Below are 13,687 nucleotides of genomic sequence, written 5' to 3'. Positions count from 1 at the left end.
CCTGGAAGAACGGATCGACCCGTGGAGCTTTCAAGAGTCTTGCTCCCTCGGGGCAAAATCAAAAACTTCTACTTCCTGACCATCAGGAGTGACCACAACTCGGCCATAACCCAAAGTCCCCAGGAAACCGTAAGCCGCCCAGTCGCACCCTTTCCCTTCCCCCGTTCGGCCAATACATTCTTGGTAGGCCCTATTCGCTGCTTCTCCGGGGGCTGCCCCCCTTGAAACAAAGTCTTTAGGGCTCTGGATATTCCCGCATCGAGGACACTTAAACTTCCATTCAGCTGTTCTATCCCCAAATCGCTCTCGTGCTTCTGTACGCCATTCGTCCAGCGTTTGTTTGATCATACAAGTTCCCCCTTCACGCCCAGCGGCGCTTATGAATATCAGTGACTTTATGCTGTTTCGGCGGCGGCTGTGGACCAGGATCAGTATGAATCCGGTCACAGTCCACGAATTTATTGAATTGCTTCAGGAAGACCAATTCGACCGTCCCGACCGGACCATTCCGCTGCTTGGCTATGATAATCTCGATGATTCCTTTCTTCTCGCTTTCCTGGTCGTAGTAGTCGTCCCGGTACAAGAACGCAACTATGTCGGCATCCTGCTCCAACGATCCGGATTCCCGCAGATCGGACATCATCGGACGCTTGTCCTGCCGCTGCTCGACGTTCCGACTCAGTTGGGACAATGCAATGATCGGTACATCCAGTTCCCTGGCCAACTGCTTTAGCATCCGAGAAATCTCGGATACTTCTTGCTGTCGGTTCTCGCCAGGTTTGCCTCGGCCGGCACTGGCGATCAGCTGCAGATAATCGATCACGATCAGACCGAGGCCTTCTTGCTTCTTCAGCCGGCGGCATTTCGCCCTGATGTTGGCCACCGTGATCCCCGGCGAGTCGTCGATAAAGATGTTCGAGGCACCCAGGACGCCGGCGGCATCCGCCAGCTTGAGCCAATCCTCTTCTCCCATGTCGCCGATCCGGAGTCGGTTGGCCTCCAGCCCTCCTTCCGCACTCACCATCCTGGCCACAAGCTGCGGCGCGGACATCTCCAGGCTAAAGATTGCAACCGGGGCCACACTGCGGACCGCCACGTTCTGGGCGATATTCAGTGCGAACGCCGTCTTCCCGACCGAAGGCCGGGCGGCCACGATGATCAAATCGCTCTTCTGTAAGCCCGCCGTGATCCCGTCCAGGTCGCGGAATCCGGTGCGCAGGCCCGTCACCTTGCCGGACTTAAACGCTTCAGACTTGATCTCCGTCGTCTCGATCACCTCAACGACAACATCCTTGATCCGCTTAAAATCCTGCGGTGGCGCCGATCGGTCCGCCAGCGACGTCGCAACCTGCTGCGCCGAGGCAACCAGGCGTTGAATGTCTTCACCGGCGGCAGCTGCTTGGATGATGCTCATGTTTGATCGAATAAGATCCCGAACCAAAAACTTGTTTTGTACCCCGGCGACGTAAGTTTGCATGTTGGCCGTCGATGGAACCGCGTGGGCAAGCTTCGCCAGATAGCTTACTCCGCCGATGTCCTCCAGTTCGCCGCGGTCCTTCAGCCTGGCCGTCAGCGTCACCAAATCGATCGGCTGCCCCTCGTTGGCAAGTTCGATAATCCGGCGAAAAATGATTTGATGGCCAGCGTGATAAAAAGCCTCGGGTAACAGCGACTCGGTATATTCCAGCGATTCCGGCTCGATCAGGATCGCCCCGAGGACTGAGCATTCTGCAGCCAGATCGTTCGGCATTTCCGGGAGAATCGACTCAAGAGATGCCGAGCTTTGCATAGATGGACTCCTTCCAGCCGGGCGGCGGCGGACATGCCTGCTTTGCCGCTTCTTCTCGCGCTGCGAAGTATTCGGCGGTTGCTTCTTTCATCCGGTCCCGCTCAATCTGCTCGCCGAGGCTTCCGCGGATCTCCGCAATGTTTGGCGGATACTTGCTGGTCCTGATGTGTTCATCAACGTTTTGCCAAGCTATTTCTTTCGGGAAGTCCCGAAGATACTTGTGATCCTCTTTGACTCTATCTACCGAAGCGTCAAAAGTCGGGTAATATTTCGTGATGTGCTTGTAAAGCTCTGCGATTTCAACGACTTCCACGGTTTCGTTCCTCCTCGATAAAGCGATCTAGTTCGTCAATTCGCACTTGCTGCCTGGTTTTTCTTTTTTCTGAACCGGGGACTCTGGCTGGCCTCGAACTCACACCAGGCTGTTCAAGGAAAGCTAGTAAATCGTCCCAACAACCAAAAATCACGGCCTTGCAGTATGAAAACAGCCTAATCTTATCCGATGGCCGCCTTCGGGTAGCCTTTTTACGGGCAATTGCCAGGTCGATGAAAAAGTATACGAAATCCAGCGGAATGGCCTCGTTCGCAACCTCACGCACATGTTCCCAGTCAGCGGGCACAGGATTAAGCAGCTCGTTTTTCTGCATGTAGTACCTTTCGATTTGGAGAACACGCTGTTCGATTGTCGGTTTATCAAGGTCTATTTGGCCTGTGGAGACGGAACCCACAGCGGACGACAGAACCCCGGACCTTGAGCTCAACTCTTTTTGATCATTTTCTGGCAACCCATCTGTCCATCTATCAATCAATATCTCTGTAATATCTTTATTAGATCGGCAGTTTTCTGCCTGTTGATCGGTAGTTTCTTGCCGATCTCTATCGTTCAGATCGGAAGAATGTTGCCTATCTCCTTGGTCAGAATGGAAATTTTCTTCCGATCTGTTTTTGAATTTTTTGGAGTTTCGGACCGTGAAAATGAGCCCGTATGGTGCCCTGGTGACTCGTATGTAGTTGTTATCTTCGAGCGTTTTAATCCATGACCGGATCGTCCGGTTCGAAACTCCAAATTCCTCTTCCAGTTCGCTTATTTTAACTGGCTTGTTCCCAAGGACGATCCCCCAGACAGTTCCGTCCTTTTCCTTCTCGGATGTCGTGGAGCTGATGCACCAAAGGAAAAGCCAGATGGCTGATCCTATTTTTTTGTAATGTCTATGTTCCAAGAGTCCTGAATACATCGGAAAAGGATAGCTGCCTTCGGGCATTTGATCATCCCCCAGCCTAATCCCGCACGATTTTAACGAAAGTCCCTTTTACGCCCTTTTCAGTGGCCGAATTCTGAAGCCCTTCCGTAAGGGATTCAAGCATAGTTCCGATCATTGGGCCGTACCCTTCAGGCTTAAAGTCAAATCCGATCAATGAGCCTAGTGTAAAGGCGACGGAAGTATAGAAATGGCCATGCTGCTCAATCCCCGCCTCCTTCGCCTCCTCGTTTTTCTCAGAAAGGAAATCCACGATTTCCTTTGACCGATGCATTAATTCTTCTTGTGTCATCGTACTCATATCGATCGCTCCTTCATTGTTTTTTCCTTCCAGGCTTTGTCTCCAAGGCACCGGCCTGGCGAAACTTCGAAATGCCGGCGCCCGCGGACGAAGGAAACAAACTTCCCGGTCGCCCGCTCATAATACATACCATTAAGAACAGCTTGATGAGGCTGCTCTTCGCAAACCTCGAATAGATCGAGCTGTACAGGTTCTTTCACCCGTCAGGCCCCCTATCATCCCGTAAATACACAATCGGGTATCTAACGCGGACCACCGTCCAGCCTGGGTAGCCGAGGGCAAAGTAGTCCCGCGTCTTCCGCATAAATGCCTCACGATCAACACGCATCAGTCGCCAGATCCGGTCGCCCATCATGCTCTGCAGCAGCGGCCGGCCGAACTCATCATTCATGCCACGAACACTTCGACTCCGCCGTCCGCGTTGTCAAAGCGGATGACCTGGTCAAACGCCGCCTGGGCATCCTCGATGTGCGTAATAACCAGCACGCGGCGGAAGCGGCCGGCGACCGACTTGATCGCCTCGAGGACGAGTGCTCGGTGCTCAGCGTCCTGACTGCCTAAACCCTCATCGATGGTCAGCCATTCCACCTTACTGCCGGCACGCTGAGCAAGCAGCTCGGCCAGAGCGAAGCGGATGGCATAGTCGATGCGAAGCTGCTCGCCGCCGGAAAATGTCTCATATGGTCGTTCCGCCGTCCAGTCGCCGATCATAATGTCGAGCGTCTCGGCAACACCGTCCCGGTACTTGAGCTCGCGCTGTGTCTCGAAGCGGACGTAGTGCTTGCCCTTCGACATCTGACCAAGAATCTCGTTTGCGATCCGCTCGAGCTGCGGTACGGCGTTCTCGATAATCAGCGCCGGTATCCCGTCGCGGCCGAACGCCTTGATCAGCGTTTGATACCGGGTCCACCGCTTTGCCTTTGGCTCAAGATCGGCCGCCAACTGGTCGCGCTCCTGCTGATCCGCCTCGAGCGTGGCAAGTACCGACTTAATACCGCCTATCTGTTCAGCCAGTGCAGCGAGCTGCCGGCGTCGATCTTGTAACACGGCCTGCAATTGGTCCAAATCACGATGCAACCTATCATAATCAAGCGTGTCAATGACCAGGCTGTTCTTCTCGTTCTCCAGCTCTTCCTTACGGCTATTTTTGCCGGTGATCTCCCGATCAATGGCGGCAATCCGTTCCTGGGCGTTCGCGGCAGCCTCGCGGGCAGCGCTGATTTCATCTTTTAGGCGTGCCCAGCGCTGTAGATCGGCGGCTCTAGCGGACAGTTCCGGCAACGGCGTCAGGGCAGCCTCAAGCTCGACCGTTCTTTGCTGTAGGGAGTCCCACCGCTGCCTTGCCACCTCGATGCGTTCCAGTTTCTCACTCTGCTGCTGCTCCAACTGCTGAAGGAGCTCTTCCTTGCCGGCAAGCTGGGCATAAGTGGTGGCAGCCTTGCGGAGCCCATCCACCTTGACCTTGCAATCCTGGTGTGCTACCGGATCGTACCTGATCTCTTGCTGTTCAGTCTGCTTTTCGGAAATCGTCAACTTCAACCTGTTCAGTTCTGTCCGATCCAGGTTTTCCAGGCGGCGCCGCAGCTCCGGAAGTTCCGCAACGGCTGCGGCGGCCGCTTGCTGGAATTTACATGTCGGCAGACAACCGCTGTCGTGGATGTGAGCCTCCTGCTGTTCAAGAGAGGAAATCTTATCCGTTAAGCGCTGCTCTTCCAATTTCAGACGGGATTCTTCTTTATCCCGCTGATTTTCGAGGCTCCGGATTTCTGCATCCAGTAGATTCCAGTTTTCGGCTTGAAGTTCAAAATCTTGCAGGCGCTGCGACTCCATATCATACATTTCCGCCTGTTGCTTGAGTCCATCCCGCCCGTCAAGCTGCTGCCGTAAGTCCGTTATGCGATCGTTCAACCGTTGATGGTCGTCTTTCAGTTGGAAAACCTCCAGTTGCGTAGTGCTCAAGTCACTCTGCAACCGCTCCAGTTCCGGCCTCTGGGCCTCCAGCCCAGCGATCTGCTGCTTGACCTCTTCCAGTTCAGCAGCCTTGGCCAGGATGGCCGCTTCGTTCTCCAATATTTTCTGGGCGCGCTCGAGGCGCACCTGGTGATCGGAACGTTCTTTTTCTAGCACCGCGATCTCATCATCGATCGTCGCCGTATCGCGATCAATCTGTAAAATACGGGACCTTTTAACCTCGAGTACCGCGAGCTGCGCTTCGCTTTCCCGAACCGCCCGTTCATCCTTGGCCACCGTTGCCTGTGTAAAGTCGTGCTGGCTCTCTCCCCTACGCAGTTCTTCCTCCTTAGCCGGGCGGCCGGCCAGGCGTTCGTCCAGCATCATGAGTTTGTCTTTCGACTTTTCGATCTCGATATTCAGCAACCCGGCCCGCTGCCGGGCCTGCTCCTGCAGCTGCTCATAAACGTTCAAACCGAGGATCTGTGAGAGGATTTCTTTCCGCTTGCCTGCTGTCGCACCGGTGAAGGCGTTGGCCTGGCCTTGCAGGATCATGCTGCTGGCCGTAAACGTCTCGTCGTCCAGATTGAGCAAAGCGCGGATTTTTGCCTCCGTGTCGGCAATCTTCTCGGCAGACCGGCTTTCCCAGGCACCGTTAACTTGCTGCTGAAGCTCAAGCGTGGATTTGCCTTTGCCCTTTGTGCTGCGCGTCCGGATGACCCGGTAAACACTACCCTGATGCTCAAATTCGAAGGTGACGGCCATCTCTTGCGCGCCGCGGCGGACCAGGTCGTCCATGCTGATCCCCTTGATCACATCGCCGAAGAGGGCAAAGCGCGGTGAAAGTGTAAAGGCAGATGATTTACCGGCGCCGTTCCGGCCGGCAATGGCTGCCAACGTCACAGCCGACAAATCAATGTCGGCATATTCGATAGCTCTGAAATCTTTGATGATTAGACGAAGAGGAATCATACCGGTGAAGCCCCCCTTGCCGGAACCTGAGTGCGAACCTGCTTGCGGGCCACTTCCCAGGCTTTGGTGTAAGCTTCTTCCACGCTGTCACCCGGTGCAATGGCCATAGTGACGCCCGCATCCAACTTGAGGCTTTCATAATTACCAAGGTTTTTCGTATAGGTCATGCTGACGCAGATTTCACGGATTTCCATTTTTACACCTACCCTTCGTGCGCCATTTGATCATGCGTATGGCATGGCTTATCGGCGCAGTAAAGGTTAGTTTTGCTATTAACAAATGCCTTTCGGCTTACTGGATGTCGATCACGGAAGATAATTGTTCCGGGCTTCATTTCATTAGAAGGCCGTTCTGCTCCACAATGTGCGCAACGAATCAATTCACTCATATTGTCCCCTCCATCAGTTCCGTCGTCATTGCCTGCAGCTCACCGATCTCCGCCGGCTCGTACCCCTGATTCGCACTCCAAGCGGCCAGCGCCGTTAACGGATTCAGACCTTCCGTCACTTCCGCATCTCGGATCCGCTCCGAGCGCTCAACCTCTGCCCGGATCTCTGCAACGAAGAAAGCGCCAGAGTCGTACAACGCTTTTTCCAGCATCCGCCGGTCAAACCGTTTCTGCAGCTCCTCGCTGCAGGTGTACCGAACCCGAACAATTGCATCTTTAATAGAAGAAAAATCGTCCACCTGGCCGTCCAGCCAGGCTTCGATGTCCATATCGCACCAGTCGATCGTATGGAAGCGGCGCGCCGGTGTCTTAATGAATTCTGAATTGGCAAATTTCGTCGTGAACGTTTCTGTATCGTGTATCCAGAAGCCTGGTGTCGTTTGCTCATCACCGAAGTTATGCCGCTCCGGAGCGCCGGAATAATAAACGTTGCTGCCAGCGCGCTGCGGGCGGTGAATATGGCCAAGGCAAACGAGATCAAACATTCCAGCCGCCTCGTCCGTCAGGATCGGCTCATTTTGCAACAGCGCATCCTCAAAGCCGGTGTCGGCCAGATCATACGTCAAGTGAGACATGAGGATGACGGGGCCGTCGAGCCCGGCACGGAGCTCGCGACAAGTATCCGTTATCCATTCCGTCATCTTGGTGTGAAATTCATGCGGCGGTAGCCCAGCGAAGTCATCCTTCAGGGCAAACGACGAACGGTTCATGCCTGGGAGGCAGGCAACCAACGGACCCCCGTCGCTCGGAAGTGAAGCAATTCCCGGTTCGGTGAGAACCTCGACGCCAGGAATCTGCATTTCCCGAATCAAATGGTAGGCGCTGATCGCGTCGTGCGATGGCGTACCGCTGATCACAATGACCTCTATGCCGGCTTCCGAGAGCCGACGGAGCCAAGCCACGAACGCCTTGATCTCCGTCGTCGCCCGGTCGATGAACACCCGGGCGTCCTTAAACGCGTCGCCAGCAAACAGCACCAACTCGCAGCCTTCTGCAATAATGCGGTCAGCTGCCCAATCCATCGAGCGGGTAATATCGTCGAAGCGAGCTGACGGCGTGGGGCCTGGATACCCGAAACCCCAGTGTGGATCGGCAATATGTGCTATCTTCATTGCAAGTCCTCCGGAAGATCACTGAAATCAATTTCACTGGAGGACCCACCGGACTCCAGAAAATCGCCGACCGTTTTCCAATCCGCCTCAGTCTGAATATCCTGGATGACTTTCTTGATAGGCCGGCCAAGCGCGGCGGTCGCTTCATCAGCCAAGCCGTTCCAATCCAAATCAAGTTGCTTCATCAGGGCGAGAACGCGGTTTTTCTGTGCTGCGCTGCCAGATGCTCCGGACGATCCCCCACCTTGGTATCGACCACTACTCGCATTGGCAGTACGCCCCTTTTTCTTTTTACGATCTTCCTGGGGCACGTCCGCAAATTCATCCATTTCAGACTCTTCCAGTGTAAAAATGCCGCTCGAGCGTGTGCATTGAAGTGTCAAGCCTACATAGGCGCGCTTGTATGCCATTTTCAACACTGTGTTCCATTGCGAGTGCAGGTCTTCATTTGGAATGCGGAACTGCCTGTATGTCTTCCCGGTTTTCTGTCCGTTCTCCCAAACGTCCTTATCCTCATAGAGCAAATCCTCTTTATCAAGATGACGGGGTACCTTGTTCTCGCTTACCCAGCGATAACGATATTTGGATTCAAACGTGCTGCATTCTCCAACTCCCTCGCCGACAACAATGCCGGATGCGCGATGAACCATCTGTAGCGTAAACTCCACACGGTAGTAACCGGTATCGAAATCCCGCTCTTCCGTCTTGTTCTTCACATGTGCCGCGAATCCGTATAATTCACATAGTTTTTCGGCTCCGGGCTTGTAAAGCGTCGGCTTCTGAGTCCCCGGGACGACACCAAAATCCTCATCCTTGACCATGATCTGTTTGAAAAAATCCTGCAGAAACTCGTATTTTTGCTTCATATCGGTCAGCCTCCGTTTAAAATCGGCTACGCTGCCGAACTCAAGATCAACGATTGCCCCTCCCCCGGCGTTTCCGCCGGAGGACTGAGGCAATACTGTCAGGTTTCCATCGCTCAATTAGGCCGCCTCCTTCAGCAAATTGACAACCGCCTTTAGAGCCTCCAACTCCGTCCGGAGTACACGCAGTTCTACCTGAGCCTTTAAAACTTCTTTCTCAGCACCTGCCACCTCTTCGCGGTACTGGCCAGTAAAGGAACGGAGTTGAGCGCTCCGAATCGCCTCATTCTTCCCGTCAATAGCCCCGCTGTTCATGATCTCGTCTTCCCTTTTTTGCAAGTCCAACTTGTACCAACGAAGGCCTTCCTCCGCTTTCAATAAAGCATATTCGGCCTCCGCAATCTTCCCTGGTAATGCCAGCAAACGACCGGCGATCTCTTGTTTAGTCACGCGATTTCCTCCTCGGATTGATTTTTTTCGTGGTTTAAAGCTTGCTGGTCCGGCGTCTCCGGGTAGCGGATGCTGTCCAGATACGTTTTAACAGCATATTCAATCATGGCCATGTGCTCCGGATCAGCAAATACTTGGATAACTCCGAAATCACCGTGCAGGCAAAGTGCTGGCGCGCAATATCTCGTTTCCGGCACAACGCCTACCTTAATGTTTTGGCCGCTCACGTCAACGGAATAGGCCGTTCCCAATCCGGTTCCCCCTCTTGTGTAGTCGGCCCCCAATCTGCTATAGTGGGGGCAGAAACTTAAATTAGTACCAGACTTGACCCGTTGCCGCGGGTCATTCTTCGTTTTCACAGTCTTCGCACTTCCGCGGATAGCCTGGTTCATCGCCGTCAATCAGCGTGCCGCAGCACTCACACAACAGGCCATCCAGGGCCATTTCAGCTGCTTCTCCCATCCTGTAGTTCCCCTCCTTCCTCCACAGGAATCAGGTCCGCATACCGCCAAACCGCATCCCGGGCGAGATAACCATCCTCGTTGCGTTTAAATTGCCGGACCATCCCGCGAACCAGTCTTTCAACCTGTTCGGCCGGAAGGTGCGCTTCTTGCTCAGCTGCTAGAATCATGAAACCGATCGCTGCTGATCTGTTCATTTCGCCGTTGCCACCTCCGCCGGTCCGTCTTCGACAATCGTTTTCCAGTCCAAAACCACTGGACAGTTCTCGGTGCTGGCGATCAGATTGCCGTTTTCATCAAGTACATGGAATTCAGAAAAAACTCCATCGCCATGCTCATATCCAACCTGTTTGATCTCGATCACCTCACGGCCTTCGATCTCCGTACCGACCTCGAAAATCCGTGTCGGATTACTGACTACTGTCAGCTTTTGGATAACCTGTACCAAAGCTCTCACCTCCTTTCCCAGCCTTCTATGTACTTTTCAAGGCAGTTTCCCGCCTTTGATGCGTCAGCCGCATCTCTCGGCGCCGAACGGAGAAAAGGTTATGAAACCGTCCGACGCCGGGAGACGGGGCCGAAGCCCTGCCTTAATCCTCGCTCTCCTGCTTTTCAAGGCGACCGTTAAGATAAGCGGCGTTGATCAAATGAGCGATCGTTCCGCTCGTATCCTTCTCCCACCCGTTCAGCCACTTGACTACCCTGATTTCCTTTTCGGTAAGCTCCCTGCCGATCAGAAACTCCACGCTGGTTTTATCGATCATGCCGGCTCCCCCTTGCGCTTCCGGCGTTCGTCAGCTAAAATGGACGACAAGAGACTCATAAGACGTGATCTCAAACGAAGTGTCCGCCCTGGCCGGCGGGCATTTTTCATTTCTGCTTCTGCAAAATTGATCATGGTGTTCAGATAAGTGATGCCATCAGCCAATTTATATGGATGCACCATTCTTTCCGGCTGCCGGACGATTAACTGCAGGTTATGCTCAGCTGCTTGACCGGCTTCCCAGGCTTGTTTCGCTAAATCCTCTCTATTCATGCTCCATCCCTCATTTCATATATTTCTTGGCCTTCATCTCAGACCGATGTTCTCGGAACATCTTCGAAAAGGAGAAGCCGTATTCCCGACAAAGCATCGTAATATTGTGCAACAGCGCCGTTACCGCTTCGATCTGCTCCATGATGGAAACCTTGATCTGCTGCTTTTCTTTTGGTGTAAGCTGATCAAGCCGTTTCGTAATTGGTGCTTCTTGCAACGCAGCCTCCGCCTCGTCCATCTCCTCGAGGGTTTTTAGTGTGGTAGTCGATTTATGTAAGTCGGCGCCGTCCAGCCAAGGAACAAAAGCGCCGCCGGTCACCTCGGCTGCTGCAGCAATAAATAACTGCCCGTCATCGTAGTGCTCAGATGCTGCCCGCATTACTTCTTTCGAAGGCTTTCGGGTCCCCTTAATGATCTTCCCCACCATTGACGCATCAACGTGAGTGACGCGGCCGACCTTCCCTCGGGTTTCCCCTGTTCGTTGGAGCGCCTCTTCGAGAGCCGGTCCGAATTGTCCAATTGCCATTTAATTACCGTCCCCTTTGTCCATTTTTGGGGATGAGGACGGACAGGGAACTGCAGTAATATGAAGTTGTGAGCAAAACTTCCCCTATCGTCATCCCCTCATCCGCCGGCGGCCGGTACCGCCCCGGCGGGTTTCTTCTATCCTTTTTAATTCAGCCCGCGCATCCCGCAGGATCCGCTTTCGTTCTAGTTGTGATATTGCTTCCGGATTGACCGAATAATGCGATAACGATAATTCCAGAGCCGCTTCAATTGCCATCCCTTTGAGCGTCACCCTTATGACGATCGCAGCGATCAGCCCAGCGCGTGATGATTGGCGTATCCATCGGAATCGCTTCATGTTAGTCACCCGAAGCTTTCTTGAAGCGTTTTTTGTACCATTCCAGAAACTCACCCCAGATTACCCGATCTCCTCCGCCCGCATTGTAAACAGGACAACCGGCTTCGGATATCATGTCATAAACGGTTTGCTTACGGATCTTCAACCGTCTTCGCAGCTCGGGAATCGTTATAATATCTGTTTCTGAATACGGAGCCTGATTCAATGTGAGGCACCTCCTATTCAAATTTCACGAGGACGTAACGGCTTCGGCTCGGCTCATGGCTGATATAATTGAGCTGCCATCCCTCGTCCAGCAACCGGTTTGCTTCCTCGGGATCGCGGGTCTCATGGATTTTCTTGATGTCTTGCAGGTTATATTCCAATTCAAAGCACCTCCCGGTTAAATCATTTTTGCTTCGAGCTCTTCGATCTGCCGGCATATCTCTTGCAGCCATTTCATATCGTTCAGTTCGTATGCAACAAATGACAAATTTTTCAATTCATCTAGTCGCTGAATCAGTGATAAATTTTCCTTCAGCAAAGGTTTCAGCATCTTAATTGCGACTTCGTCAAGATTCAATTTTCCTTTTTGATTCATCGACATCCAGGTTACCAAGGCCATCTTACGATGTATGGAATGAATGCCGATCAGGTTAACCACCTCCCTCCGGTTGTGTTAGGAGTCGCCTCTATCACGCGTGTCCCTTTCGGATATTGCGGAATGTTCACATAATTTCCCATCCTCTGATAAAATGGAAGTTGTCGAAGCTTACCATTTTCAAAGCGAAAGAGGGTGAACCCGTTGGACAGATTTGAGAAAAAACTTCTGAATGTTGCTTACGAGAGTTATTCAAAAAGCAATGACTCCCGAACCAAGATTCGTGGTAACAATGTTGAAGAAATCATGCATTACTTCAATGCTGCAGTATCCTTGGTAGACAAGGGATTAATAAGCGTTCTTTCAAATAACCTTAACTTGGAGTCATACTCCCCTTTCGATACCGTTATCCATTATGAATTGACCGATCTCGGACTCAGCACAGTTCAATCTTTATCAGGAGACTGACTGTTCTTTATCGGGAACGCGAGGGTTAATCGAACCTCGTACTCAGCAGGATGTAGAGTCAGTTCCTTGTAATACTTATACAAATCGGATGCAGACATTTTTTTAAATTCTTCTGCTAGCACTTCACAGAGATATGGGATCATTTCTTGAGGCGATGCGTTTTCGTTCTGATGTAACGCCTCAAGAAACCTATCTACTGCTCCTTGGAAATCAGGAGGCATGCAATCGGCACAGCATGGACATTGCTCCACCTCCCCCACCTCCCCTCACGCCGTGTCCTTTTCGGATATTGTAGGTTGTTCGTTCAAATCAGCGCTTATTGTTTTGAATTTCAACACATCCGGATTAAAAAAAATATCTCCTAATGGGCGTCCCAATGCATCAGATATTTTTTTCATCGTATCAGCACTAGGGTTATAAGCGCCCGTTTCAATCTGAGATAAAGATGTCCTTTCCATCTCGATGAGAGCAGCTAATTCCTGTTGAGTCATATTTAATTCCTTTCGGATCCGGGCAATGTGATTCCCTAACACCGTGCTCATTTGCATCACCTCACTTGCTGTTTTGTATTTCTAAACAGATAATATACCGTTGTGTTTTGAATGTCAACACATGTTTTGAATTTCAGAACATAATTTTGTTGTATGTTGTGTTTTGGCATACAAAACATTTAATATTTACTTTAGGTGATGCCATGTGAAAGATACCAAGAGACTTGGTAAATTGATAAGAGAGCTGAGGCTTAAAAATGATTTGTCTTTACGGGATCTAGAGAAAAAATCCGGTGTAAGCTATTCATTCATAAGCTCTATTGAAAATGATAGATATCAAGCATCAAGAGATAAAATCATTTCTTTGGCAAATGCTTTAGACGGCGCAGATGTAGATGAATTGTTGTTATTGGCAGGATTTGCACCCGAGGCGAATATCAACAAAACTCAAGAACAGATTTCTAAAGAACAAGCTGAGTACGAAGAATTCATCAGCAATCCGGAACACGGTATCTTTTTTAAGAATTATCTGAGCGCCCCTGAGGAGAAACGCGAAGAAATGCGTATCATTTTCGAGGCTCTGATGGAAAAGGAAAGAGGTCGTAAGCCCGGGGATCGACAGAAAGATTGAGCAAATCCCCC

At 51.9% G+C, this 13,687-nt stretch carries 23 protein-coding genes; 2 read left to right on the top strand and 21 right to left on the bottom strand.

Translation table 11 applies throughout. The features are described 5' to 3' along the window. Window positions 1-30: 30 nt before the first annotated feature. The 20 genes from NYE69_RS06815 to NYE69_RS06720 form a co-directional block, all read right to left on the bottom strand. Window positions 31-348, bottom strand: a complete 318-nt coding sequence (locus tag NYE69_RS06815; RefSeq protein WP_340925382.1) for a VVA0879 family protein — start codon at window positions 346-348, stop codon at window positions 31-33. A gap of 13 nt (window positions 349-361) precedes the next feature. Beyond that, entirely contained in the window at window positions 362-1,789 is a 1,428-nt protein-coding gene (gene dnaB / locus NYE69_RS06810; RefSeq protein ID WP_340925381.1) for a replicative DNA helicase, read from the bottom strand. Then, the gene (locus tag NYE69_RS06805) at window positions 1,767-2,102 is read right to left on the bottom strand and encodes a hypothetical protein (protein WP_340925380.1); all 336 of its coding nucleotides are present in this window, start codon (window positions 2,100-2,102) and stop codon (window positions 1,767-1,769) included. The genes dnaB and NYE69_RS06805 overlap by 23 nt, the downstream gene beginning before the upstream one ends. Next, on the bottom strand, window positions 2,089-3,051 hold the full coding sequence (locus NYE69_RS06800; RefSeq protein WP_340925379.1) for an HTH domain-containing protein: 963 nt from the start codon (window positions 3,049-3,051) through the stop codon (window positions 2,089-2,091). Before NYE69_RS06800 ends, NYE69_RS06805 begins: the two co-directional genes overlap by 14 nt. 16 nt (window positions 3,052-3,067) lie before the next feature. Then, entirely contained in the window at window positions 3,068-3,349 is a 282-nt protein-coding gene (locus NYE69_RS06795) for a hypothetical protein (RefSeq protein ID WP_340925377.1), read from the bottom strand. Further along, window positions 3,346-3,549: a hypothetical protein gene (locus tag NYE69_RS06790; protein WP_340925375.1), complete on the bottom strand. Its 204-nt coding sequence runs from the start codon at window positions 3,547-3,549 to the stop codon at window positions 3,346-3,348. The genes NYE69_RS06795 and NYE69_RS06790 overlap by 4 nt, the downstream gene beginning before the upstream one ends. A gap of 187 nt (window positions 3,550-3,736) precedes the next feature. Continuing rightward, window positions 3,737-6,271 carry an AAA family ATPase gene (locus NYE69_RS06785; protein ID WP_340925373.1) on the bottom strand — a complete coding sequence of 845 codons (2,535 nt, stop codon included), beginning with the start codon at window positions 6,269-6,271 and terminating at the stop codon, window positions 3,737-3,739. Beyond that, window positions 6,268-6,465 (bottom strand): hypothetical protein, encoded by a 198-nt coding sequence (locus NYE69_RS06780; protein ID WP_340925371.1) that lies wholly within the window; start codon window positions 6,463-6,465, stop codon window positions 6,268-6,270. Before NYE69_RS06780 ends, NYE69_RS06785 begins: the two co-directional genes overlap by 4 nt. A 190-nt stretch (window positions 6,466-6,655) precedes the next feature. Continuing rightward, window positions 6,656-7,831, bottom strand: a complete 1,176-nt coding sequence (locus NYE69_RS06775; protein ID WP_340925369.1) for a metallophosphoesterase family protein — start codon at window positions 7,829-7,831, stop codon at window positions 6,656-6,658. Further along, on the bottom strand, window positions 7,828-8,814 hold the full coding sequence (locus NYE69_RS06770; RefSeq protein ID WP_340925367.1) for a hypothetical protein: 987 nt from the start codon (window positions 8,812-8,814) through the stop codon (window positions 7,828-7,830). Before NYE69_RS06770 ends, NYE69_RS06775 begins: the two co-directional genes overlap by 4 nt. Beyond that, window positions 8,815-9,144: a hypothetical protein gene (locus NYE69_RS06765; RefSeq protein WP_340925365.1), complete on the bottom strand. Its 330-nt coding sequence runs from the start codon at window positions 9,142-9,144 to the stop codon at window positions 8,815-8,817. Then, window positions 9,141-9,395, bottom strand: a complete 255-nt coding sequence (locus NYE69_RS06760; protein ID WP_340925363.1) for a hypothetical protein — start codon at window positions 9,393-9,395, stop codon at window positions 9,141-9,143. The genes NYE69_RS06765 and NYE69_RS06760 overlap by 4 nt, the downstream gene beginning before the upstream one ends. Window positions 9,396-9,589: 194 nt before the next feature. After that, the gene (locus tag NYE69_RS06755; protein WP_340925361.1) at window positions 9,590-9,802 is read right to left on the bottom strand and encodes a hypothetical protein; all 213 of its coding nucleotides are present in this window, start codon (window positions 9,800-9,802) and stop codon (window positions 9,590-9,592) included. Beyond that, window positions 9,799-10,053, bottom strand: coding sequence for a hypothetical protein (locus tag NYE69_RS06750; protein WP_340925359.1), 255 nt, complete (start codon window positions 10,051-10,053; stop codon window positions 9,799-9,801). The genes NYE69_RS06755 and NYE69_RS06750 overlap by 4 nt, the downstream gene beginning before the upstream one ends. A gap of 142 nt (window positions 10,054-10,195) precedes the next feature. Next, entirely contained in the window at window positions 10,196-10,369 is a 174-nt protein-coding gene (locus tag NYE69_RS06745; RefSeq protein ID WP_340925357.1) for a hypothetical protein, read from the bottom strand. After that, on the bottom strand, window positions 10,366-10,641 hold the full coding sequence (locus NYE69_RS06740; protein WP_340925355.1) for a hypothetical protein: 276 nt from the start codon (window positions 10,639-10,641) through the stop codon (window positions 10,366-10,368). Before NYE69_RS06740 ends, NYE69_RS06745 begins: the two co-directional genes overlap by 4 nt. 10 nt (window positions 10,642-10,651) lie before the next feature. Beyond that, window positions 10,652-11,167: a helix-turn-helix domain-containing protein gene (locus tag NYE69_RS06735; RefSeq protein ID WP_340925353.1), complete on the bottom strand. Its 516-nt coding sequence runs from the start codon at window positions 11,165-11,167 to the stop codon at window positions 10,652-10,654. A gap of 340 nt (window positions 11,168-11,507) precedes the next feature. Next, the gene (locus NYE69_RS06730) at window positions 11,508-11,711 is read right to left on the bottom strand and encodes a hypothetical protein (RefSeq protein WP_340925351.1); all 204 of its coding nucleotides are present in this window, start codon (window positions 11,709-11,711) and stop codon (window positions 11,508-11,510) included. A 13-nt stretch (window positions 11,712-11,724) separates the two neighbouring features. Next, a complete protein-coding gene (locus tag NYE69_RS06725; RefSeq protein ID WP_340925350.1) occupies window positions 11,725-11,871 on the bottom strand; it encodes a hypothetical protein in 147 nt (48 codons plus the stop codon). Between the two features lie 17 nt (window positions 11,872-11,888). Then, window positions 11,889-12,149, bottom strand: a complete 261-nt coding sequence (locus NYE69_RS06720; protein WP_340925348.1) for a DUF7667 family protein — start codon at window positions 12,147-12,149, stop codon at window positions 11,889-11,891. Between the two features lie 141 nt (window positions 12,150-12,290). Between NYE69_RS06720 and NYE69_RS06715 the strand changes: the two genes are divergently transcribed. After that, the gene (locus NYE69_RS06715; RefSeq protein ID WP_340925346.1) at window positions 12,291-12,554 is read left to right on the top strand and encodes a hypothetical protein; all 264 of its coding nucleotides are present in this window, start codon (window positions 12,291-12,293) and stop codon (window positions 12,552-12,554) included. A gap of 266 nt (window positions 12,555-12,820) precedes the next feature. Here the strand turns inward: NYE69_RS06715 and NYE69_RS06710 are convergent, their stop codons facing one another. Next, window positions 12,821-13,096, bottom strand: coding sequence for a helix-turn-helix transcriptional regulator (locus tag NYE69_RS06710; protein WP_340925344.1), 276 nt, complete (start codon window positions 13,094-13,096; stop codon window positions 12,821-12,823). A gap of 154 nt (window positions 13,097-13,250) precedes the next feature. Between NYE69_RS06710 and NYE69_RS06705 the strand changes: the two genes are divergently transcribed. Then, window positions 13,251-13,676 (top strand): helix-turn-helix domain-containing protein, encoded by a 426-nt coding sequence (locus NYE69_RS06705; protein ID WP_340925342.1) that lies wholly within the window; start codon window positions 13,251-13,253, stop codon window positions 13,674-13,676. The last annotated feature ends 11 nt before the right edge of the window (window positions 13,677-13,687 follow it).

The sequence above is a fragment of the Paenibacillus sp. FSL R5-0527 genome (assembly GCF_038008055.1).
Classification (GTDB): domain Bacteria; phylum Bacillota; class Bacilli; order Paenibacillales; family Paenibacillaceae; genus Fontibacillus; species Fontibacillus macerans.
Note: the sequence above shows the minus strand (reverse complement) of the source record. Positions and strands in the feature narration are given on the sequence as shown.

What these genes read in the sequence shown, in the direction of transcription:
- NYE69_RS06785 (WP_340925373.1), bottom strand. Translation starts at nt 6,271, where the DNA reads ATGATTCCTCTTCGTCTAATCATCAAAGATTTCAGAGCTATCGAATAT.
- NYE69_RS06745 (WP_340925357.1), bottom strand. Translation starts at nt 10,369, where the DNA reads ATGATCGATAAAACCAGCGTGGAGTTTCTGATCGGCAGGGAGCTTACC.
- NYE69_RS06740 (WP_340925355.1), bottom strand. Translation starts at nt 10,641, where the DNA reads ATGAATAGAGAGGATTTAGCGAAACAAGCCTGGGAAGCCGGTCAAGCA.
- NYE69_RS06795 (WP_340925377.1), bottom strand. Translation starts at nt 3,349, where the DNA reads ATGAGTACGATGACACAAGAAGAATTAATGCATCGGTCAAAGGAAATC.
- NYE69_RS06755 (WP_340925361.1), bottom strand. Translation starts at nt 9,802, where the DNA reads ATGAACAGATCAGCAGCGATCGGTTTCATGATTCTAGCAGCTGAGCAA.
- NYE69_RS06815 (WP_340925382.1), bottom strand. Translation starts at nt 348, where the DNA reads ATGATCAAACAAACGCTGGACGAATGGCGTACAGAAGCACGAGAGCGA.
- NYE69_RS06775 (WP_340925369.1), bottom strand. Translation starts at nt 7,831, where the DNA reads ATGAAGATAGCACATATTGCCGATCCACACTGGGGTTTCGGGTATCCA.
- dnaB (WP_340925381.1), bottom strand. Translation starts at nt 1,789, where the DNA reads ATGCAAAGCTCGGCATCTCTTGAGTCGATTCTCCCGGAAATGCCGAAC.
- NYE69_RS06735 (WP_340925353.1), bottom strand. Translation starts at nt 11,167, where the DNA reads ATGGCAATTGGACAATTCGGACCGGCTCTCGAAGAGGCGCTCCAACGA.
- NYE69_RS06710 (WP_340925344.1), bottom strand. Translation starts at nt 13,096, where the DNA reads ATGAGCACGGTGTTAGGGAATCACATTGCCCGGATCCGAAAGGAATTA.
- NYE69_RS06800 (WP_340925379.1), bottom strand. Translation starts at nt 3,051, where the DNA reads ATGCCCGAAGGCAGCTATCCTTTTCCGATGTATTCAGGACTCTTGGAA.
- NYE69_RS06780 (WP_340925371.1), bottom strand. Translation starts at nt 6,465, where the DNA reads ATGGAAATCCGTGAAATCTGCGTCAGCATGACCTATACGAAAAACCTT.